This window comes from Zobellella iuensis (assembly GCF_016746085.1).
Taxonomy (GTDB): domain Bacteria; phylum Pseudomonadota; class Gammaproteobacteria; order Enterobacterales; family Aeromonadaceae; genus Oceanimonas; species Oceanimonas iuensis.
Genome location: NZ_JAERTZ010000025.1, coordinates 589,986 through 608,769 on the forward strand (window position 1 = coordinate 589,986; position 18,784 = coordinate 608,769).

19 protein-coding genes are annotated in these 18,784 nt (G+C 63.3%); all 19 read right to left on the reverse strand.

Annotated elements, in window-relative coordinates:
* Position 1: 1 nt before the first annotated feature.
* The 19 genes from JKV55_RS13680 to JKV55_RS13770 all read right to left on the reverse strand — a co-directional run bounded on the left by JKV55_RS13680 (position 2) and on the right by JKV55_RS13770 (position 18,745).
* On the reverse strand, positions 2-838 hold the full coding sequence (locus JKV55_RS13680) for an OmpA/MotB family protein (protein WP_202086587.1): 837 nt from the start codon (positions 836-838) through the stop codon (positions 2-4).
* The gene (locus JKV55_RS13685) at positions 835-1,578 is read right to left on the reverse strand and encodes a flagellar motor protein (RefSeq protein WP_202086590.1); all 744 of its coding nucleotides are present in this window, start codon (positions 1,576-1,578) and stop codon (positions 835-837) included. Before JKV55_RS13685 ends, JKV55_RS13680 begins: the two co-directional genes overlap by 4 nt.
* A 1-nt stretch (position 1,579) precedes the next feature.
* Positions 1,580-2,689: a protein-glutamate methylesterase/protein-glutamine glutaminase gene (locus tag JKV55_RS13690; RefSeq protein WP_202086593.1), complete on the reverse strand. Its 1,110-nt coding sequence runs from the start codon at positions 2,687-2,689 to the stop codon at positions 1,580-1,582.
* Positions 2,690-2,716: 27 nt separating this feature from the next.
* Positions 2,717-4,780: a chemotaxis protein CheA gene (locus JKV55_RS13695; protein WP_202086596.1), complete on the reverse strand. Its 2,064-nt coding sequence runs from the start codon at positions 4,778-4,780 to the stop codon at positions 2,717-2,719.
* A gap of 9 nt (positions 4,781-4,789) precedes the next feature.
* The gene (locus JKV55_RS13700) at positions 4,790-5,539 is read right to left on the reverse strand and encodes a protein phosphatase CheZ (protein WP_202086599.1); all 750 of its coding nucleotides are present in this window, start codon (positions 5,537-5,539) and stop codon (positions 4,790-4,792) included.
* 11 nt (positions 5,540-5,550) lie between these two features.
* On the reverse strand, positions 5,551-5,922 hold the full coding sequence (gene cheY, locus JKV55_RS13705; protein WP_439654908.1) for a chemotaxis response regulator CheY: 372 nt from the start codon (positions 5,920-5,922) through the stop codon (positions 5,551-5,553).
* A 137-nt stretch (positions 5,923-6,059) separates the two neighbouring features.
* Positions 6,060-6,776, reverse strand: coding sequence for an RNA polymerase sigma factor FliA (locus JKV55_RS13710; RefSeq protein WP_439654909.1), 717 nt, complete (start codon positions 6,774-6,776; stop codon positions 6,060-6,062).
* Positions 6,769-7,653: a MinD/ParA family ATP-binding protein gene (locus tag JKV55_RS13715; protein ID WP_202086608.1), complete on the reverse strand. Its 885-nt coding sequence runs from the start codon at positions 7,651-7,653 to the stop codon at positions 6,769-6,771. Before JKV55_RS13715 ends, JKV55_RS13710 begins: the two co-directional genes overlap by 8 nt.
* A complete protein-coding gene (gene flhF / locus JKV55_RS13720; protein WP_202086611.1) occupies positions 7,646-9,013 on the reverse strand; it encodes a flagellar biosynthesis GTPase FlhF in 1,368 nt (455 codons plus the stop codon). Before flhF ends, JKV55_RS13715 begins: the two co-directional genes overlap by 8 nt.
* A gap of 17 nt (positions 9,014-9,030) precedes the next feature.
* On the reverse strand, positions 9,031-11,127 hold the full coding sequence (gene flhA, locus JKV55_RS13725) for a flagellar biosynthesis protein FlhA (protein ID WP_202086614.1): 2,097 nt from the start codon (positions 11,125-11,127) through the stop codon (positions 9,031-9,033).
* 109 nt (positions 11,128-11,236) lie between these two features.
* The gene (flhB, locus tag JKV55_RS13730) at positions 11,237-12,370 is read right to left on the reverse strand and encodes a flagellar biosynthesis protein FlhB (RefSeq protein ID WP_202086619.1); all 1,134 of its coding nucleotides are present in this window, start codon (positions 12,368-12,370) and stop codon (positions 11,237-11,239) included.
* Positions 12,371-13,159, reverse strand: a complete 789-nt coding sequence (gene fliR / locus JKV55_RS13735) for a flagellar biosynthetic protein FliR (protein ID WP_202086622.1) — start codon at positions 13,157-13,159, stop codon at positions 12,371-12,373. It lies immediately after the preceding gene.
* A 292-nt stretch (positions 13,160-13,451) separates the two neighbouring features.
* On the reverse strand, positions 13,452-13,721 hold the full coding sequence (gene fliQ / locus JKV55_RS13740; RefSeq protein ID WP_202086624.1) for a flagellar biosynthesis protein FliQ: 270 nt from the start codon (positions 13,719-13,721) through the stop codon (positions 13,452-13,454).
* Positions 13,721-14,464 (reverse strand): flagellar type III secretion system pore protein FliP, encoded by a 744-nt coding sequence (fliP, locus tag JKV55_RS13745; RefSeq protein ID WP_202086634.1) that lies wholly within the window; start codon positions 14,462-14,464, stop codon positions 13,721-13,723. The genes fliQ and fliP overlap by 1 nt, the downstream gene beginning before the upstream one ends.
* Positions 14,451-14,810, reverse strand: a complete 360-nt coding sequence (fliO, locus tag JKV55_RS13750; protein ID WP_202086636.1) for a flagellar biosynthetic protein FliO — start codon at positions 14,808-14,810, stop codon at positions 14,451-14,453. The genes fliP and fliO overlap by 14 nt, the downstream gene beginning before the upstream one ends.
* Positions 14,810-15,208, reverse strand: coding sequence for a flagellar motor switch protein FliN (gene fliN, locus JKV55_RS13755; RefSeq protein WP_202086639.1), 399 nt, complete (start codon positions 15,206-15,208; stop codon positions 14,810-14,812). Before fliN ends, fliO begins: the two co-directional genes overlap by 1 nt.
* A complete protein-coding gene (fliM, locus tag JKV55_RS13760) occupies positions 15,205-16,263 on the reverse strand; it encodes a flagellar motor switch protein FliM (RefSeq protein ID WP_202086642.1) in 1,059 nt (352 codons plus the stop codon). Before fliM ends, fliN begins: the two co-directional genes overlap by 4 nt.
* Before the next feature lie 7 nt (positions 16,264-16,270).
* On the reverse strand, positions 16,271-16,744 hold the full coding sequence (locus tag JKV55_RS13765; protein WP_202086658.1) for a flagellar basal body-associated FliL family protein: 474 nt from the start codon (positions 16,742-16,744) through the stop codon (positions 16,271-16,273).
* A 42-nt stretch (positions 16,745-16,786) separates the two neighbouring features.
* Entirely contained in the window at positions 16,787-18,745 is a 1,959-nt protein-coding gene (locus JKV55_RS13770) for a flagellar hook-length control protein FliK (protein ID WP_202086664.1), read from the reverse strand.
* Positions 18,746-18,784 lie beyond the last annotated feature (39 nt).

The window sequence follows — 18,784 nt, forward strand, 5'->3', positions numbered from 1 at the left end:
GCTAGTCCTGTTCCGTGCTGATACGTATGCCGCCACCGGGCAGCTCATAAACCCTGAGTCCTGGCCCCTGCTCCGCTACCAGGGGGCGGGATGGCAAGGACGGCCGCGGCTGCCATTGCCGGGACGACAGCGCAATCTCCACCCGCCGGTTGAGTGCCCGCCCCCGCTCGCCGCGGGACAGATCCCGGGGCTGATACTCGCCGAAGGCTTCCAGCGCCAGGCGGGGTGCCGCGATGCCCGCACGCAACAGCCATTCCAGTACCGCCCTCGCCCGTTCCGCGGAAAGTTGCCAGTTGGAGGAATAAAGCTCGTTGCTGATCGGCATCCGGTCCGCATAGCCCCGCACCCGGATATAATGATTGCCCTGCGCCAGCACCGGCACCAGGGTGCCCAGCACCGGCCGGCTGTTGGGGCCGAGCAGGGCGCTGCCACTGGCGAACAGCAAATCGCCATCGAGGTTCAGGGTCAGCCAGTCTCCGTCCCGCTCAAATTCGACCAGTTGCTGCTCGATCAGCGGGGCCAGTTGCCGGTACAGCTGTTGCTCCAGTTCGGCCAGGCTCGAGTCCAACGGCTCCGCATCCGCCAGCGCCAGCGCTTCATCCGCGGCGGCCACCGCCGTTGGTACCGCCACCGCGTCGGGCGGCTGCTGGCCACTCAAGCGCACCAGTGCCTGCTGCATCCCCTCGGCCAGCTGCTGCTGCCCTTCGCTCTTGCTGGCATGGAGGGCATACAGCACCACGAAGAGCGCAAACACCAGGGTCATGTAGTCCGCATAGGATACCAGCCAGCGATCCAGGCCGGCGCTGTGCGGTCGCCGCGTCAGCGAGCGGCGCTTCACTGCCGCTGCCCCTGGTACTGGGCCAATTGCCGGCTGACCGCCAGGCTGCCGTCCCCCCGGGCAATCGCCAGCAGCCCGATGGCGGTCAGCTCGAAATAACGCAATTCCAGCCGGTAGAGGGCCCGCAGCCGGTTCGCCAATGGCAGCAGCAGCAGGTTGGCGAGCCCCACCCCATAGAGGGTGGCGACAAAGGCCACGGCAATGCCGGCGCCCAGCAGGTTGGGTTCATCCAGATGGGACATGGCCTGGATCAGGCCCAGCACGGCGCCGATAATGCCGATGGTGGGGCTGTATCCGCCCATGGCCTCGAACACCCTGGCCTCCAGCTCTTTTTGCTCTTCCAGCCGATCCAGCTCGTTGTCCAGCAACTGCTCCAGTACCTGCGGCTCGGTGCCGTCCACCAACCACTGCAGTCCCTGGCGGGTAAAGGCATCCAGCTCGCCGCTGGCCAGCCGGGGCTCCAGCGCCAGAAAGCCGGCCTGGCGCGCCTCGTTCGACCAGCGCAGCAGCCGCGAGGCCTGCTCATGAAAGGGCCATGCCGGTTTGCGAAACAGAGCCGCCGATGCCTTCAGCGCCCCCTTGCATTGGTGCCAGGGCGTCTGCAGCAGCACCGCCCCCAGGGTACCGCCGAACACGATCAACAAGGCCGGGCCATCCACCAGGCCCCACAGGCTGCCGCCGTGCCACCACTGCGCCAGGGTGATGCACACCAGGGCCAGCAACAGCCCGGCCAATGCCATCTCAGGCCCCCATCTCGCCGACGATGGCATCGCCGATCAGCGGCAAGGGCAGCGATTCGCTGGCGATGCCGGCCTTGGCCACCGCCTGGGGCATGCCGTAGACCACGCAGGTCTCTTCGTCCTGGGCCCAGATATTGGCGCCCTGCTCTTTCAGCAGCCGGGCACCTTCGCGCCCGTCCGCGCCCATGCCGGTCAGCACCACCGCCAGCACATTGCCACCGTAGGTCTTGGCGGCAGAGGCGAAGGTAATGTCGACACAGGGCTTGTAGTTGACCTTGTCGTTGCCGTCCATGATGCGCAGCCGGGCCGCGCCCGGACGTCCTTCGAACAGCATCTGCTTGCCGCCGGGGGCCAGGTAGGCGTGACCGGGGCGCAACTGATCCCCATCCTCCGCCTCCTTGACCCGGATCTGGCACAGGCCGTCGAGCCGGGCGGCAAAGGCCGTGGTGAAGGTGCCGGGCATATGCTGGATCAGCACTATGGGGTGCGGAAAACTGGCCGGCAGCTTGGTCAGCACGTTCTGCAGCGCCACCGGGCCACCGGTGGAGGTGCCGATCGCCAGCAACTGATAACTCTTGCCGCTGCGCCGGGGCAGGCCGCGACGCTCGGCGACGGGCGGCGCGGCGAGCGCGGCGCTCGGCACCCGTTCCCGTTCGCCGGAAAAGACGGCAGACGGGCGTACCGTCGTCGCCGGACGCGGCGAGATAATGGCACGGCGGCGGGCAATGGCCTTGACCCGCTGTTGCAACAGCTGAATCGCCTCTTCCTTGCTGCGGGCGATATCCTCGAACCGCTTGGGCAGAAAATCCATGGCCCCGGCATCCAGGGCATCCAGGGTCGCCTTGGCCCCTTCATGGGTCAGGGAAGAAAACATCAGCACGGGGGTGGGGCTCGCCTTCATGATGGCGCGTACCGCGGAGATGCCATCCATCACCGGCATCTCGATGTCCATGGTGATCACATCGGGGCGCACCGACTTCGCCTTTTCCACCGCTTCCTGGCCATTGGCCGCCGTATCCACCACGGTCAGCAGCGGATCCTGATTCAGGATCTCGCTGACCCGGCGTCGGAAGAAACTCGAATCATCAACTACTAATACCCGGATAGCCATTTTTGTCGTCGTGCTCCCTTGTTGTTATTAGGCGTAACGGCGGGCGTACGCCTTGATCAGGCCGGCGATGTCCAGGATCAGGGCAATGCCCCCATCGCTGGTGATGGTCGCCCCGGCCATGCCGGGAGTGCCGTGCAGCAACTGATCGAGGGGCTTGATCACCACCTCTTCCTGACCGATCAGGCCGTCGACCACAAAGCCCACCTGCTGGTTGCCGATCATCACTATGACCACATGGCCCTGTTCCTTGCGCTGGCGGCCTTTCCCCCGCAGCAGCCAGTCCTGCAGATAAAACAGGGGGATGGCCCTGTTGCGCACTACTATGGTGAGCTGGCCGTCCACCATGCTGGTGCGGGTCAAATCCAGGTGGAATATTTCGTTGACGTTGGTCAGCGGCAAGGCGAAGGTCTGCTTGCCCACCAGCACCATCAGGGTCGGCAATATCGCCAGGGTCAGCGGCACCTTGATCTGCAGCCGGGTGCCCTTGCCCTTTTCCGAGTCGATCAGGATGGAGCCGTTGACCGCACTGATGCCGGTCTTGACCACGTCCATGCCCACGCCCCGGCCCGACACATCGGTGATTTCCTTCTTGGTGGAGAAACCGGGCGCGAAGATCAGGTTGTAGGCCTCGCGGTCGCTCATCCGCGCCGCGCCGTCGGCATCGAGAATGCCGCGTTCGATGGCGATGCTCTTGAGCTTCTCCGGATCCATGCCGGCACCGTCGTCCTCGATACCCAGCAGGATATGGTCCCCTTCCTGGGAGGCGGTCAGCCGGATCAGGCCGGTTCTCGGCTTGCCGGCCGCTTCCCGCACCGCCGGCAGTTCCACGCCGTGATCGCAGGAGTTGCGTACCAGGTGCACCAGGGGATCGGCCAGGGCCTCGACCAGGTTCTTGTCGAGGTCGGTCTCTTCACCGACCATTTCCAGGTTGATCTCTTTGTTCAGGCTGCGCGCCAGATCGCGCACCACCCGCGGAAAACGGCCGAACACCTTCTTGATCGGCTGCATCCGGGTTTTCATCACCGCGCCCTGCAGATCACCGGTCACCGCATCCAGATTGGTCACCGCCTTGGTGATTTCCTCATTCTCGTGGCTGGCGTCCAGGCTGAGCAGGCGGTTGCGGACCAGCACCAGCTCCCCCACCATGTTCATGATATTGTCGAGGGTCTTGGTATCCACCCGTACCGTGGTATCCGGCTGCGCACTCTGCTGGGCCGCCGGCCGGGCCGGGGTCTTGTCGGCCGGGATCTGCTCGGCCGCGGGCATCGCCGGCTGGGGGGCTGGCGCACGGGACGGCAGCACCGGCGCCACTGCCGGCGCCGCGCCGGCGGAAGGCCCCTTGCCCGCCCCGTGCAACTGATCCAGCAGTGCTTCAAATTCGCTGTCGTCGATAAGCTCGGCGGACGCCGCCGGAGCGTCCGTTGCCGGCGCCTCCGCCGGACTCGTTGCCGGCGCCGCTGCCGGCTGCGGTGTGCCGCCGTGCTTGCCGGCACCGTGCAGTTGATCCAGCAAGGCTTCGAATTCATCGTCGGTAATGTCGTCACCCGGGGTCTCGGCGACGCTTTCCGGTGCCAGCTCGTCCAGCATCTGCCGGTATTCGCTCTCGCTCAGCTCGGCAATGGACGATGCCACGGGCGTTGCGGCGGCCACCGGCGTAACGGGCTGGTGGTCGATGATCGACGGCGCCGGCTCATCGGCCCCGGCCGGCAGGCAATAGCGCCCCAGCTCTTCGAGCAGCGCCGGCTCGGCCGGCGTCGGCTCGAGACGGTTCTGGATCTCGGCAAACATGCTGTTGACGGTATCCAGTGCGCGCAGGATCACATCCATCAGTTCGGACGTCACCCGCCGCTGGCCGGTACGCAGAATATCGAACACGTTTTCGGCTTTGTGACAAGTATCCACCAGCGCGGTCAGCGACAAAAAACCGGCGCCCCCCTTGACGGTGTGAAAGCCACGGAAAATCGCATTGAGCAAGTCCTTGTCGTCGGGCCGCCGTTCCAGGGTCACCAACTGCTCCGACAGCTGCTCCAGGATTTCCGATGCCTCCACCAGAAAGTCCTGCAGAATATCCTCGTCTACCTCAAAGCCCATGCTCTCTCCTTAGAATCCCAAACTGGACAGAAGATCATCAACCCCGTCCTGATCAGAGACCACGTCGTTACGATGTTCTTTATTCATGATCGGGCCCTCGGCGGCAATGGCCGAGGCCGGGGCAGGTTTCGGCGCCGCTTTGACGTCTTCCATGCCCGGCAAACGGCCGAACACAGACAGGATCTCGACCAGCTTGGCCTCCACCTCATGCACCAGGTTGATGACCTTGCGGATCATCTGGCCGGTCAAATCCTGATAATCCTGCGCCATCAGGATCTCGGTGAGCAATTGCCTTAACTTGTCGGCATCCTGCTCGGAATCCTTGAGAAAATCATCGAGCTGGAAACACAGCTCCTTGAACCGGTTCAGTTCCAACTGGCGGTTCATCAGCTCCCGCCAGCCCGGCATGACCTGCTGGATACGGTCATTGAGTCGATCGGCGATGGGCAGGCTGGCTTCGACGGCATCCATGGTCCGGTTGGCGGCCTTGTCGGTCATGTCGATGACGTAATTCAGCCGTTCCTTCGCATCGGGGATTTCACTTGCCGCCAGTTCGGGCAAGCGGGGGTCGTTGCGGAACTCCTGCAGCGCGTCATGCAGCTGGCGGGTCAATTGTCCGACCTGTTCCAGTAACTCCTTGGCCTGCGGCATGCACACGTCGGCAAGATAGCGGTCGGCGCCATCTTGATCGCCGCGCTCAAGCATGGCGACCAGCTCCCGGGCCTGCTCCAGGCTTATCATTCCTTTCTGTTGTGCCATCTCGCTGCCTTCTATCCGATGCGCTCGAAAACCTTTTCGAGTTTTTCTTTGAGGGTGGCGGCGGTAAAGGGTTTTACCACGTAGCCGTTCACACCGGCCTGGGCCGCGGCGATAATCTGCTCGCGCTTGGCTTCGGCGGTCACCATCAACACCGGCAGGTGCTTGAGCTTGTCGTCGGCCCGGATGGCTCGCAGCAGATCGATACCCTGCATGCCGGGCATATTCCAGTCGGTCACCACAAAATCAAAATCACCACTCTTCAGCATCGGCAGCGCCGTGGTGCCGTCGTCGGCTTCGTGGGTATTATTGAAACCGAGATCTCTGAGTAGGTTTTTAATAATCCTGCGCATGGTGGAAAAATCATCCACGATGAGGATTTTCATGTTCTTGTCCAAGCTTTTCCTCCTATCAGCCGAACCAACAGCCGCTGAACATGACAAGTCTTCTTACTGTGTCGGCTCCGAACGCCGAAACTTGAGCAGGATAACCCATTAATCGGGCAATAACCTATTGCCCCGCCTCAATTTTGCCAATCTCTTAACCGGGCCCGCAAGCGGTGCATGGCCTGACTGTGGATCTGGCTGACCCGGGACTCACTGACGTCGAGCACCTGCCCTATCTCCTTGAGGTTGAGCTCTTCGTCATAATACAGGGACAGCACCAGCGCTTCTCGCTCGGGCAGCGTCTTGATGTGATTCGACAAGGCGCGCAGAAAGCGGGCCCTGGACATCTCCTCGAACGGACTCGCCGAGTGAACCCCCTGCTCGGCATGGCTGTCGACGCCGGATTCAAATTCTTCCATTTCGAGGATTTTGCCATTGTTGGCATCCAGCAGCATGGCATAGTAGGCATCCAGCTCCACCCCCAGCTCCTGGGCCACTTCCCGGTCCTGGGCGTTACGCCCTTCCCGCCGCTGCACCGCCGCGATCGCCTCGGCGATCTGGCGGCTGTTCCTGTGCACCGAGCGCGGTACCCAGTCGCCCCGGCGGATCTCGTCGAGCATGGCGCCGCGAATGCGGATGCCGGCAAAGGTTTCGAAACTGGCGCCCTTGGCCGCATCGAAGTTGCGCGCGGCCTCCAGCAGCCCCACCATGCCCGACTGGATCAGATCGTCCAGCAGCACGCTGTCCGGCAGACGCGCCAGCAGATGCTGGGCAATGCGCCGCACCAGGCCGGCATGGCGTTCAACCAGCTGATGGGAGCCCTGCTGCCTGGCGTAAGCCAGGGCTTTATTCACTCCAGACATCCTGTTCCGCCACCGGGTGATTGAGCAGCTTTTCAATAAAAAACTGTAAATGCCCGCCGGCCCGCTGCGGGGCCGGCCAGCTCAGGGCCTTGCCCGCCAGCTGCTTGATGGCCAAGGCCGAAGGCGACTGGGGATACTGATTGACCACCAGCGCCTGACGGCGCACCGCCAGCCGCAGGTTGCCGTCGAAGGGCACACAGGCCACCAGCTCCAGCGCCGCATCGAGAAAACGGTCGGTCACCCGGGTCAGCTTCGCGAACAACTCCTGCCCTTCGCGCTGGCTGCGTACCATGTTGGCCACGATTTTGAACCGGAACACCCCGTAATCCCGGGACAGGATCTTGATCAGGGCGTAGGCATCGGTGATGGAGGTGGGCTCGTCGCACACCACCACCAGCACCTCCTGCGCCGCCCGGGAGAAACTGAGCACCATGTCGGAAATGCCGGCGGCGGTGTCCACCAGCAGCACATCCACCGGGGTCTGCAGCTCGCTGAAGGCCCGGATCAGGCTGACATGCTCCAGCGGCGACAGCTCGGTCATCGCCTGGTTACCGGAGGTGGCAGGAATGATCTTGATGCCCTGGGGCCCCTCGACCAGCACCTCGTCCAGGGTGCACTCGCCCCGGAGCACATGGGACAGGTTGCGGGTGACCCGGATACCCAACAGCACGTCGACATTCGCCAGCCCCAGATCGGCATCGAGCACCATCACCCGCTTGCCCTGGGCCGCCATCGCCGAGGCCATGTTCAGGCTAATATTGGTCTTGCCGACCCCCCCCTTACCGCCGGTGACCGCAATCACCTGTACTCTGCTTGTCTTCTGCATAAGCCGCAGCCCACTCGCCTGGTCCTGAAACCAATTATTCATAAAAACGCGCATCCTCTTCATCGGACTCAGAGGTATCCCAGTAGTAGGGCTCCTCCCGACGCTGCTCTACGGTACCCAGCGCTTGCCGGACCAGCTCGCGGGGATCCGCCAGCCGTAAATCCTCCGGTACCCTTTGGCCATCGGTGATATAGCTGATGGGCAAGCCGTTCTGAATGCTGATATCAAGCACATCCCCCAGCGACAGGCTTTCGTCCAGCTTGGTCAGGATGCAGCCGGCCAGGGGGATCCGGCGGAAATGATCCACCGCCTCCTGCAGCACCCGGCGTTGGGCCGTGGCCGGCAGAACCAGATAATTGCGGATCTTGATTTGCTTGTCGCCCACCAGGGTATCCAGCTGCTCGTTCAGGCGCAGATCCCGCTGGCCCATGCCGGCGGTGTCAATCAGCACCAAACGTCGATGGCGCAGGTGGTACAGCGCCTGAGCCAGTTCCTGATACGTCCTGGCCTGCTTGACCACCACCCCCATGATGCGGCCGTAGGTCTGCAACTGCTCATGGGCGCCGATACGATAGTGATCTGTGGTGATCAGGGCGACCTGTTCGGCGCCGTAACGGGTGGCGAAGCGTGCCGCCAGCTTGGCGATGGTGGTGGTTTTGCCGACCCCGGTCGGCCCCAGCAGGGCCACGGCGCCGCCCTGGCGCAGGATATCATCCTCGCCGGTGGTCAGTTGCTGGACCAGGGCCGCTTCGATCTGGCTCCAGGCCTCGTGGGGCGGAACCCGGTCAGGTACCCGCGTCGCCAGTTGATCGGCGAAGCCATCGCTGAAGCCCAAGTCGTTCAGCTGCTTGATCACCATGGCCCGCACCGGTTCCCGCCGCTCTACCTCCTGCCACATCAGGCCGGAGACCTGATGCTCGAGCAGGCGCCGGATACTGGCGATTTCCTGACGCATGGCGTTCAGCTCCTGGTCTTTGGCGCTGTCTTTACGCCTGCCCTCACGCGACTCATGCCGTGGGACCTGCGCAGACAAGGGCCTCGGCTGTCCCAGGGTCGGCTCCTTGCGTCCTCCGGGCTCGGCCCAGCTGGCCTGCTCCGCCAGGGTCTGGGGAGATGGCTCGGCACGGCTGCGCATCAGCAGCGACTGCAGGGTCTCCGCCTGTTTTTTCCCGTCCAGGGGGGGAACAAATTGACGCGCCTGCGACGAAATTCTGACATTGTCTTCCACCAGGGGGCGCTGGGCCGCGGGCGAGGGCGGCTCGTCGTCATCGACGGCGGCGACGATTTCGATGCCCCCCGAGACCTTCTTGTTGGACATGATCACCGCTTCCGCCCCCAGCACCTCCTTCACTTCGGCCAGGGCGGCCCTCATGTCCTTGGCAAAAAATCGTTTAATCTTCATTTACAGCTTCCACCCTGCTACTGCTGGCCAACGGACGCCACAATGCGGATTTGACGGTCATCAGGCACTTCCTGATAGGACAACACCCGCAGACTGGGAATAGTGTGTTTGACAAAGCGCGCCAACGTGGTACGCAACATGCCGGAGGTCAACAAGATGGCAGGCTGCCCTTCCATTTCCTGGTTGGCCGCGGCCTGGGCCAGCGACTGCTGCATGCGTTCGGCCAGGCCCGGCTCTATGCCGCTGCCCTGGGCTCCCCCTGCCTGCAAAGAATTCTGCAAAATCTGTTCCAACTCTGGTGCCAGGGTAATCACCGGCAACTCCCGTTCGGTGCCGGCGATTTCCTGCACCATGAAACGACGCAGGGCGATACGGCAGGCGGCGGTCAGCACCTCCGGATCCTGGCTCTTGGGCGCATACTCGGTCAGGGTCTGCAATATGGTGCGCATATCCCGGATGCTGACCCCTTCGTTGAGCAGGCTTTGCAGTACCTTGGTCACCAGGGCCAGGTTGAGGGTATTGGGGACCAGCCCTTCCACCAGCTTGGGTTGGCTGCGGCCGACCTGGTCGATCAGGTTCTGCACCTCTTCATGGCCCAGCAACACGGAGGCATGATTGGTCAGCAACTGACTCAGGTGGGTGGCCACCACGGTGGCGGCATCCACCACCGTATAGCCCAGGCTCTGGGCCTGCTCGATTTGCTCCTTGGCAATCCAGGTGGCTTCCAGGCCGAAGGCCGGATCCCGGGTATCGATGCCGGCTACAGTGCCGAAGACCTGCCCCGGATTGATGGCCAGCTCCCGTTCCGGGTAAATATCGGCAGCCCCGGAGCTGACCCCCATCAGGGTGATCTGGTATTGGTTGGGCCCCAGCTCCAGGTTGTCGCGGATATGCACCGCGGGAATGAGAAAACCCAGCTCCTGGGACAGTTTCTTGCGTACCCCCTTGATGCGGCTCAACAGCTCGCCACCCTGGGACTGGTCGACCAGGCTGATCAGGCGATAGCCGACCTCCAGGCCGATGGTGTCGACCTGGACCACGTCATCCCAGCTCAGCTCTTTCGGCTCCGAGCCCAGCGCCGGCGGGGCCTTCTCCTGCTCCACCGCCTGCTCCTGCACCCTGGCATTGCGCCGGTACAGCCACCAGGCGGCCAGCGCCGACAGGCCGCCCAGCAACAGGAAGGCGAAGTGAGGCATGCCCGGCACCAGGCCCATGGTGATCAGGATACCGGCGGCGATGGACAACGATTTGGGGTTGTCGAACAGCTGCCCCAGCATCGCCTGGCCCATGTCCTCGCGGGTGTTCTGGCGGGTCACTATGATGGCGGCGGCAATGGACAACAGCAGCGAGGGGATCTGCGCCACCAGGCCGTCGCCTATGGTCAGCAGGGTATAGACCCGGGCAGCTTCCCCGAACGGCAGGCCGTGCTGGGCCATGCCGATGATGAAACCGCCGATGATATTGATAAAGAGGATCATGATGCCGGCGATGGCATCGCCCTTGACGAACTTGGAGGCACCGTCCATGGAGCCGTAGAAGTCGGCCTCGCGGGTCACTTCATCCCGGCGCAGCCTCGCCTCGTCCTGGTTGATCAGGCCGGCGTTCAGATCCGCGTCAATCGCCATCTGCTTGCCGGGCATGGCGTCCAGGGTAAAGCGGGCGCTCACTTCCGAGATCCGTCCCGCGCCCTTGGTCACCACCACGAAGTTGATGATCATCAGGATCAGGAAGACGATAAGGCCCACCGCATAGTTGCCGCCGATCACCACGGAGCCGAAGGCCTCGATCACGTTACCGGCGGCGTTGCCCCCTTCGTGCCCTTCCAGCAGCACCACCCGGGTCGAGGCCACGTTCAGGGCCAGCCGCAGCAGGGTCGCCACCAGCAGTATCGTCGGGAAGGCGGCGAAATCCAGCGGCCGCTGGGTGTAGACCGCCACCAGCAGGATCACCAGCGCCAGGGAGATATTGAAGGAAAACAGCACATCCAGCAGCAAGGTGGGAATGGGCAGCACCACCATGCCCAGTGCCGCCAGCACCAGCAGCGGGGTCCCCAGCCCTTTATGAAACCATTTTGACCACTGTCCTGCCTGTAAAAGCTTTGCCCTGAATTCCATGAATACGTTAAGTGCTGCTGAAAACCGATGCGGTTTTTAATGCAAAAAACAAGCCACTTTAGCTGGAAGCTGGAAGGAGCTTGACATTGCCTTCTTCAAGCTTCCGGCTTCAGACTTTATATTCATCCGGTATCGGCAGATCCTCTTTCAGCGGCACCGGTTTGCGGCCCTGCCCCTTGCGCCAGCTGTTCAGCTGGAAGACGTAGGCCAGGATCTGGGCCACCGCCACGAACAGCCCCTCGGGAATTTCCCTGTCGAGCTTGGTGGAATGATAAACGGCCCGGGCCAGGGCGGGCGAGGAGATCACCGGCACCTCGTATTCCCGCGCGATTTCCCGGATCTTGAGCGCGATCTCATCCAGCCCCTTGGCCACCACCACCGGCGCCGAGCCGGGCTTGTCCTTGTCGTAGCGCAAGGCCACCGAATAGTGGCTGGGGTTGACCACCACCACATCGGCGGTGGGCACTTCCGCCATCATGCGGCGGTTGGCCATTTCCTGCTGCAGCCGGCGAATACGGCCCTTGACCTCGGGTTTCCCCTCGGTGTTTTTATATTCGTCCTTGATTTCCTGCAGCGTCATCTTCAGTTGGCGGGTGTGATTCCAGCGTTGAAAAGGCACATCTATGGCCACTATGGGCAGCAGGGCCAGGCACAACAGCAACCCCATCCACAGCAGCAATTCCAGGGCACCGACCATGGCGGCCGGCAGGGTTTCGTTGCTCAGCCGCAGAATATTCTCGAACTGGCTCCACAGCAGCCACACCGCCAGGGTGGCGATAAACACCACCTTGGCCACCGACTTCAGCAGTTCCACCAGCGCCTGCACCCCGAACATCCGCTTGATGCCCTTGAGCGGACTCATCTTGCTGAGCTTGGGCATCATCGCCTGGGTGCTGAAGTTGAAGCCCCCCAGCAGGCTGTTGCCCACCAGTGCCGCCACCAGCACTATGGCGAACAGCCCCAGCAGCGGCCACATCAGGCTGACCAGAGAGTCCGTCAACGCCGGCATCATGGTCTGGGGATCGAACAGGACGGCACGTTCGACCCGGAAGTTCTGTTCGAACACGCGCGACATGGCCCGGCCGAGCGGACCACTGAGCATCAACAGGCCGGCGGCCGCGCTCAACAACACCGCCGCCGTCCCCAGTTCCTTGGAGCGGGGGATCTGCCCTTTTTCCCGTGCCTGCCGGAGTCGCTGCTCCGTGGGCTGTTCCGTTCTTTCCTGACCGTCCGACTCCGCCATTCAGCCTCCTTCGCAGCTCAACTGCAGGCTATCGCACATCACCAGCTGCAGCCTGAGCCACTGATTTTCAAAATGGCTCAGAAAGCCCCCCAGGGTCAGCCACATGATAAAAAGGCCGCAAACCATGCTGACCGCAAAGCCCACGCTGAAAATATTGAGCTGGGGCGCCGCCCGGGTCATGACCCCGAAACTGAAATTGATCAGCAGCATGGCGACGATGGCCGACAGCGCCATGGCGACGGCGCCCTGAAACAGCAGGGTCAGCAACCCCGCCAGGTTTTGCCAGCTGGACACCGACAAGCCGTTGAGCGCAACGGGCAGGGTGTCGAAACTCATCACTATGGCCTCAATCATCACCAGGTGGCCGTTCAGCGCCAGAAACAGCACAGTGCCCAGCATCAGGTAGAACTGGCCCACCACCGGGGTAGACTGGCCGTTGAGCGGATCCATCATGGAAGCGAAGCCCAGGCTGGTCTGCATGGCGATGATCTGGCCGGCGGTGACGAAGGTCTGCAATAAAAACTGGGACAGCAGGCCGATGACGGCCCCGATCAATACCTGCTGTATCGTGATCAGGAAACCGCCGCCGGAAAACAGGGCGATATCGGGCATGGGCGGCAATACCGGCGCCACCGCCATGGTGGTGGCCAGCGCCAGCAGCAAGCGGCTATAGGCAGGGGTCAGCTGGGCACCGAACATCGCCATGGTCATCATCAGGCCGGCGATGCGGCACAGCGGCCACAGGTAGGAAGCCAGCCACAACAATATCTGCTCGGTGGTGTAGTTCACATCTCAACTCCGGATAAAGCGGGAGGCTGGAAGCTAGAAGCTAGAAGCTAGAAGCTGGAAGCTGGAAGTAGCGGTAACTGAAAATACACTCCAAAGTGGTAAATACTCTGTTGTCACTCCCGCGAAGGCGGGAGTCCAGTGCAATCTGTCATGGATCTCCGCCTTCGCGGAGATGACCGCCTTCTCTCCTATCACCCTTCCCCCCCACTCCTCACTCCTCACTCCTCACTCCTCACTCCTCACTCCTCACTCCTCACCCTTCCAGCTTCAAGCTTCAAGCTTCAAGCTTGTTTTACCCGATCACTTGCGGGATCTGGTAAATCAGCTCATAAAAGAAGTCCATCAGCATCTCGAATCCCCAGTGCGCCCCCACCGCCAAGGCCCCCAGGGTCACCAACAGCCGGGGCAGAAAGCTCAGGGTCTGTTCGTTGATGGAAGTGGCGGCCTGGAATATCGACACCACCAGGCCGATGGCCAGGCTCGGCAGTATCACCGCCGACACCAGCAGGGTGACCAGCCAGAGCGCACTGCGGAAGATGTCGACGAAGGTTTCCGGACTCACTACCCCGCTCCCAGGCCAAAGCTGTTGGCCAGCGTACCCATGATCAGGTTCCAGCCGTCCACCAGCACAAACAGCATCAGCTTGAACGGCAGCGAAATCAGCATGGGCGACAACATCATCATGCCCATCGCCATCAGTATGCTGGCCACCACCAGATCGATCACCAGGAAGGGTAAGAACAGCATAAAGCCTATCTGGAAGGCGGTCTTGAGCTCGCTGGTCACAAACGCCGGGATCAGCACCCGCAGCGGCACTTCCTCTTCATCGTTGACCTGGATATTGGCGATGGTCAGGAAGGTGTCGAGATCCTTGACCCGGGTCTGCGCCAGCATAAAGTCCCGGATCGGTTGCTCGGCCCGGTGCAGGGCCTCGCGCGAGTCGATTTCCTCCGCCAGGTAAGGCTGCAGGGCCTGGGCATTCACCCTATCCAGCACCGGCGACATGATAAAAAAAGACAGGAACAGGCTGATCCCTATCATCACCTGGTTGGACGGGCTCTGCTGCAGGCCCAGGGCCTGGCGCAGGATCGACAGTACTATGATGATACGGGTGAAGGAGGTCATCATGATGACCATGGCCGGCAGAAACGACAGCGCCGTCATAAGCGCCAGCACCTGCAGCGTCAGGCTGTACTCCTGGCTGCCATCCGGATTGCTGGTCACGGTCACCGCCGACATGCCCTGCTGGGCCATGGCCGGCATCGCCAGCAGCAACAGCGGCAACAACCAGCTAATTCTTGGCATCGGTCCGCCTCGCCAACAGCGTGCCGGCCTGCTCCGGCACCAGTGGCTGATCGAGCTTGCCCAGGCCGGAGATCTGCTGGGCCGTCACCCCGAGCAGCCACTGCTCTTCCCCCACCTGCACCACCAGCAGCCGTTCCCGGTGCCCGATCGCCAGGGTCGCCACCACCTTGAGCTGCCGGCTGCCGCCCAATACCGAGGGCAGCCGCAACTTGCGCACCAGCGCCCCCAGCAGCACGATAAGGCCGATGACCAGCAGCGACGACAGGGCCCAGGAATCCCATCGGATCTCGGGCCCCTGCGCCAGCGAGGGCAACGGCAGCATGAATAAAACCAGTAGCCGGGCCATTATTTCAGCTTTCTGATCCGTTCGGTCTGGCTGATCACATCGGTCAGCCGGATCCCGAACTTGTCGTTGACCACCACCACTTCGCCATGGGCGATCAGGGTGCCGTTCACCATCACATCCAGCGGCTCGCCGGCCAGCCGATCCAGCTCGACCACGGAGCCCTGGTTCAGTTGCAGCAGGTTACGAATGCTGATCTGGCTGCGCCCCACCTCCATCGAGATGGTGACCGGAATATCCAGAATGGCGTCAAGTTTCCGTCGCTCTTCGCCGGTCAGCGGTGGCGCCCCCGCATCGCTGAAGTCGTCCAGCTCGGCCCGCTTCACCTGGGGCTCGGTGGCCTCCTGCTCGGCCATGGCCTCGCCCCACACATCATCCAGCTCGTTCTGCTCATCACTCATGACGCATCCTCAATGGTTCTTTCCAGTTCTTCCAGCTCGGCTTCCCCGTCGATACGCACCCCGCGCCGGGTCACCTCGTGCAGTTCGGTCTTGACGGTTTCCGGCCGTTTGATTTTTTCGCTGATCCTGACCGCCATTTTTTCGCCGGCCCGCCCCAGCTGGCCGCGGAAGGTGGGCAGATCCTCGACCGAGATCAACAGGTGCTCGGGCATGACCACAGGGATAATATCACCGGCCTTCAGCTCCATGATGTCGCGCAGGCTGAGCTCTTTCTCCAGCAGCTTCACCGACATCTCCACCCCCACATCCAGGATCTCGTCGCGCAGCGCCTTGCCCCAGCGCAGGTCGTTCTCGCCCTTGTCGCTTTGCACCCCCGCATCCAGCAGCTCGCGGATCGGCTCCAGCATGCCGTAAGGCAGGGTCACATGGAAATCACCACCACCGCCATCCAGCTCGATATGAAAAGAGCTGACCACCACCACCTCGGTCGGGCTGACGATATTGGCCATGGTCGGGTTGACTTCCGAGTCCAGGTATTCGAACTCCACGTCCATCACCGGGGCCCAGGCTTCCTTGTAATCCTCGAACACCAGCTTCAGCAGCAGCTGGATGACCCGCCGTTCGGTCGGGGTGAACTCACGGCCTTCAATCTTGGCATGGCGGCCATCGCCACCGAAGAAGTTGTCCACCAGGATAAACACCAGGCGGGCTTCCATGGTGATGAGCCCTATGCCCTTGAGCGGACGAAAACGCACCATGTTCAGGCTGGTCGGCAGGAACAGGGAATGTACATATTCGCCGAATTTGAGCATCTGCACGCCGTTGATGGAGACCTCGGCGGTACGACGCATCATATTGAACAGGCTGATCCGCATATGGCGGGCGAAGCGCTCGTTCACCATTTCCAGGGTCGGCATCCGCCCGCGGACAATACGATCCTGGGAAGAGAAGTCGAAGCTGGTAACGCCGTCACCATTCTTGACCGTGTCTTCCTTTACCTCATCCACCCCGTGCAGCAGGGCATCGATTTCATCCTGGGATAACAGATCGCTCACGATTCACCTATTGCATTACGATGCCGGTAAAGAGCACCTGTTCGATCAGCCGCTCACCCAGCTCTTCTGCCAGCACCTGATTCAGCTCGCTCTGGGCATCCTGGCGAACCACCAGCTTCCCCTCGGCCGACAGGTAATTATCGGCCCCCTGCCGGCTGAATACCGCCAGCAGGGTACTTTCCAGCAGCGGCAGATGGCGTTTGGCCGTCGCCTCATGGGCCGCGCCCCGCACCATCAGCTGCACCTCGACCTGAACCAGGCGCTCGCGCATGCCGGCCGGCACACTGAAAATGAAAGGCCGGGACATGCTGACATAGAGGGCCTGGCTGTCCTCGACACCGTTCGCCTGCGAGCTATCGGCCGCCGGCTTCAACCACCATGCCGCCCCCCCGCCGGCACCGGCCAGCACCACCAGCAACACTACCCAGACAAGCTTCCGCTTGTACCATGCCACCTTGGGCATGATCAGATCATCGGCCATCAAATCCCCTTACCAACAGAACGGGCAGTTTACCCATGTGAATCATGCAAAAAAATCAATACTGCCATTGGTCCGCAACCGGGGTGCGGACACTTCCGGCTCCGCCAACGCCTGGCCATCGAGCCCTTCGGCACCGGCCTGGTGGCCTCGCTGTCCGCCGTTATCTCCGGCGGCCTGCTGGCGGGCCTCCTGTTGCGGCGCCCCTTGTCCCTGCTGACCGGCAAAACTGCCCACCTGGCTCTGGCCCAGGGTGATCCCCTGCTGCTGCAGCATCTCCCTCAACCGGGGCAACGCCTGGTCGAGCAATTCCCGGGCCTGGGGTTGGCTGGCCAGAAACTGAACCTGGACCTCGCCCTGCTCCATTTTCAGCTGGATCCTTAACCCACCCAGCTCGGACGGATTAAGACGAATGTCCGCCTCCTGCAGATTCTGGCTGACCATCACCTGCACCTGCTGCGCCAGCTGCCTGGCTCCCTGCTCGGGCGTGCCTTGCAGGGTCAGGGAGCGCTCCGGCGATAGCGCGCGTTCCACTAGCGCCGGCGTTATGCCGTCCCGGGTCGGCATGACGCCGCCCGCCGCCTGAACGCCCGGGGGCTGCTCGGCCAGCGGCACCGGCGCTTTATCCACCGCCCCGGCCGGGTTCTCGAGGGTCTCCGGCCGGCCGGCAGCGACGGCCGGTAACGGGGCGGTTTTCTCGCCGGACAACAGCCGGGACAGGGCCGGGGTTGCCGTCTCCGCCTGCGGCGGCAACTTATTGCCGCCTTCGTCCCGGCCCGCTTGCAGCCACCGCCGGCCATGTTCAATCTGGGCCAACCACTCGGGTGCAGCGTCATCCGGCACCGCCGGCGCTAACGCCTCGGCCGGTTGCCGCTGCCATGAGACCTCCTGCAACCAAGGCTGGCGCGGCTCGGGCCCGGCCGGCACCTCAACCGCGGGGCCCGGCCCGGCCGCCACCGCCTCAACCGCAGGGCGCGGCCCGGCCACCGCCGCCGCCTCAACCGCGGGGCGCGGCCCGGCCGTCACCGCCACCTCCACCGCAGGGCGCGGCTCGGCCGGCACCGCCGCCTCAACCGCGGGGCCCGGCCCGGCCGTCACCGCCACCTCAACTGCGGGGCGCGGCTCGGCCGCCACCGCCGCCTCAACCGCGGGGCCCGGCCCGGTCGCCACTGTGGCGGCCGGGCGGTTCACCGTTTCATGCCATGGCGACAGCGCTGCCTCGCCACCGGCGTGACGCCAGCTCCCGGCCCGCCGGATTGGCTCCTCGGTTTCCCGCCGGAGCTCGGTGCCGGCCTCCTCCCCGCTGTTTTCGTCCACCGGCGCTGGCGCCGACCCAAGCCGGGAGACCGCCGAACCGCGCCCCCGGTGTTCGCCACCGGGGGTATCTTCCGGCTCGAGGCCCCTGGCCACCCGCTCATTATCGGGCCGCGTGCGCGGGGCGATAAGCATCTCCTCCCGTCCGGCAGCCCGGTCTGGCCTGGCCCTCCCCTCATCCCCGTTCGCGGATGCCGAGGGGCCGGCAGGCCGGGAAACCTCCGCTGCGGATAAGGCCGCCATCCGGTTGCGGCCATGCTCCGGCTCGCCACCAATCGGCTCCGCAAGGTCGCCGGGCGCCTCACCGGGTGACGCATCACCGGGTGGCGCATCACCGGATGGCCTCAACAGCGACTGGGGTTGGAGCAAGGGCTCGGCAAGCGGCACCGGCCGGGCATTGTCGCCGGCTACCGGGACGTTATGTAAATCGGCCTGCTCGCGGGCCGGAACCGGCGCCAATCCGACTACCGGCAAGGCATCTTCCGCTTCCTTATCGCCCGGCCCTTGCTCCCGTGCCGGAGCCGCCACCGGCTCATCGCTAACGGATCCGGCGGTTGCCGTCACCGCTTCGCCCTGCTGCACCAGCAGCTCGGCAAAAGCGGGCGTCCCCCCGCTTTCAGCGCCGCCGGCCATGCCGCTATTGGTATCCGGACCCGCCCGCTGCAGCATGGGCATGATGCTCATAGTCATGATGAGGCTTCCTATCTATCGCGTCGCCACGCCGTTATG

What these genes read in the sequence shown, in the direction of transcription:
- JKV55_RS13685 (WP_202086590.1), bottom strand. Translation starts at nt 1,578, where the DNA reads ATGGCATTGGCCGGGCTGTTGCTGGCCCTGGTGTGCATCACCCTGGCG.
- JKV55_RS13690 (WP_202086593.1), bottom strand. Translation starts at nt 2,689, where the DNA reads ATGGCTATCCGGGTATTAGTAGTTGATGATTCGAGTTTCTTCCGACGC.
- JKV55_RS13695 (WP_202086596.1), bottom strand. Translation starts at nt 4,780, where the DNA reads ATGGGCTTTGAGGTAGACGAGGATATTCTGCAGGACTTTCTGGTGGAG.
- JKV55_RS13700 (WP_202086599.1), bottom strand. Translation starts at nt 5,539, where the DNA reads ATGGCACAACAGAAAGGAATGATAAGCCTGGAGCAGGCCCGGGAGCTG.
- cheY (WP_439654908.1), bottom strand. Translation starts at nt 5,922, where the DNA reads ATGAAAATCCTCATCGTGGATGATTTTTCCACCATGCGCAGGATTATT.
- JKV55_RS13715 (WP_202086608.1), bottom strand. Translation starts at nt 7,653, where the DNA reads ATGAATAATTGGTTTCAGGACCAGGCGAGTGGGCTGCGGCTTATGCAG.
- flhF (WP_202086611.1), bottom strand. Translation starts at nt 9,013, where the DNA reads ATGAAGATTAAACGATTTTTTGCCAAGGACATGAGGGCCGCCCTGGCC.
- flhA (WP_202086614.1), bottom strand. Translation starts at nt 11,127, where the DNA reads ATGGAATTCAGGGCAAAGCTTTTACAGGCAGGACAGTGGTCAAAATGG.
- flhB (WP_202086619.1), bottom strand. Translation starts at nt 12,370, where the DNA reads ATGGCGGAGTCGGACGGTCAGGAAAGAACGGAACAGCCCACGGAGCAG.
- fliP (WP_202086634.1), bottom strand. Translation starts at nt 14,464, where the DNA reads ATGCCAAGAATTAGCTGGTTGTTGCCGCTGTTGCTGCTGGCGATGCCG.
- fliO (WP_202086636.1), bottom strand. Translation starts at nt 14,810, where the DNA reads ATGGCCCGGCTACTGGTTTTATTCATGCTGCCGTTGCCCTCGCTGGCG.
- fliN (WP_202086639.1), bottom strand. Translation starts at nt 15,208, where the DNA reads ATGAGTGATGAGCAGAACGAGCTGGATGATGTGTGGGGCGAGGCCATG.
- JKV55_RS13765 (WP_202086658.1), bottom strand. Translation starts at nt 16,744, where the DNA reads ATGGCCGATGATCTGATCATGCCCAAGGTGGCATGGTACAAGCGGAAG.
- JKV55_RS13770 (WP_202086664.1), bottom strand. Translation starts at nt 18,745, where the DNA reads ATGACTATGAGCATCATGCCCATGCTGCAGCGGGCGGGTCCGGATACC.